Source organism: Bartonella sp. OC68QHHN (genome assembly GCF_042193875.1).
Taxonomy (GTDB): Bacteria; Pseudomonadota; Alphaproteobacteria; order Rhizobiales; family Rhizobiaceae; genus Bartonella; species Bartonella grahamii_A.
In genome coordinates this window covers 1-1,037 of sequence record NZ_JBHIME010000005.1, presented here as the reverse complement: position 1 = coordinate 1,037, position 1,037 = coordinate 1, and the positions used below count along the sequence as shown (strand labels likewise).

Annotated in this window: 1 protein-coding gene and 2 pseudogenes; all 3 read left to right on the top strand. The window is 41.3% G+C overall.

What is annotated here, in order from left to right; all coding sequences use genetic code 11:
- A pseudogene (locus ACFIJ0_RS00195) lies at positions 1-283 on the top strand (hypothetical protein); the annotation flags it as partial.
- Positions 280-681, top strand: a complete 402-nt coding sequence (locus tag ACFIJ0_RS00190) for a hypothetical protein (protein ID WP_375645279.1) — start codon at positions 280-282, stop codon at positions 679-681. The pseudogene ACFIJ0_RS00195 and the gene ACFIJ0_RS00190, both read left to right, overlap by 4 nt.
- A gap of 65 nt (positions 682-746) precedes the next feature.
- A pseudogene (locus tag ACFIJ0_RS00185) lies at positions 747-1,037 on the top strand (hypothetical protein); the annotation flags it as partial.

The following is a 1,037-nucleotide window of genomic DNA, read 5'->3' as shown; positions in this document are numbered from 1 at the left end:
AAACATGGCAGATACGTTATATATCTTAAGTGATGGAAAGCAGGATTACGTAAACTTGGAAAATCATAAATATGATTTTGTTGGGGGAGAGATTGGCAAAAATCCTTACACTTTTGAGCAAATACCTCCTGGAAGTGGTCCTTGGAAAGAGAGAAGGCAAATATTTAAGGGTTATCCAAGTGTTCATGCTTGTTATGGTAATGCAGGTTCAATATGTCGACAGGCTTATGGATCACCTAATCGTACGCCAATTTATTCAAAATATTCAGGGAGGAAAAAATGAAGAAAATCTTGAAATTATTAAGCGGTCTCATTCTGTTAAATATTGCTGGATGTAACATTGACAAGCCTCCACCAGGAGTTTTGAGTGCATGGGAGAAACCTGGAGCAGATTTTACTGAGATAGGAAAAGCATTGTTAGAATGTGGTATGCCAACCCCTTATGATGTTTTTCCAGAAAATAGAAAGCTAAGCATCAATGCAGAGGCTTCCATTGATGCTTGCATGATTCAAGCAGGATTCCGCTATAAATGGGGAGGACCATATTGGTGTTATACTTTTAAAGAGAAAAACTTGCCCATATGTCGTCCTGGCGCTGTCATACCACAGCGCAGTGTCAAGAAGCGCTTAAACAGCCCGTTTTGTAAAAAATATAAAAATAGCCGCAAATGCCAGCCTTAAGTCTTGCTTGTAATGATCAACAATGCGCCATCCTTGCCTTTGCTTGGAATGGCGGGATTGTTTTTTCCAGCAAGCAAAACTCTGTTTCTGTTGGGTTTGGTGCTAGACAAACAGGTGGTGGGGGCTCCATGAGCGCCTCTTTCCAAAAGAATAAATCTTCTAGCGATTATCATAGTGTCGTGGAACAATCAGGCATTAAAGCCGGTGATGGTGGTTTTGATATCAACGTTAAAGATAAAACAACCCTGACCGGAGGCATTATTGAAAGCACAGCCTCGGCAGAAAAAAACAGCCTGACCACAGGAAGCATTAGCACCAGTGATATCAGAAACAGTGCGCATGCTAAAGCCAGCAGC

What these genes read in the sequence shown, in the direction of transcription:
- ACFIJ0_RS00190 (WP_375645279.1), top strand. Translation starts at nt 280, where the DNA reads ATGAAGAAAATCTTGAAATTATTAAGCGGTCTCATTCTGTTAAATATT.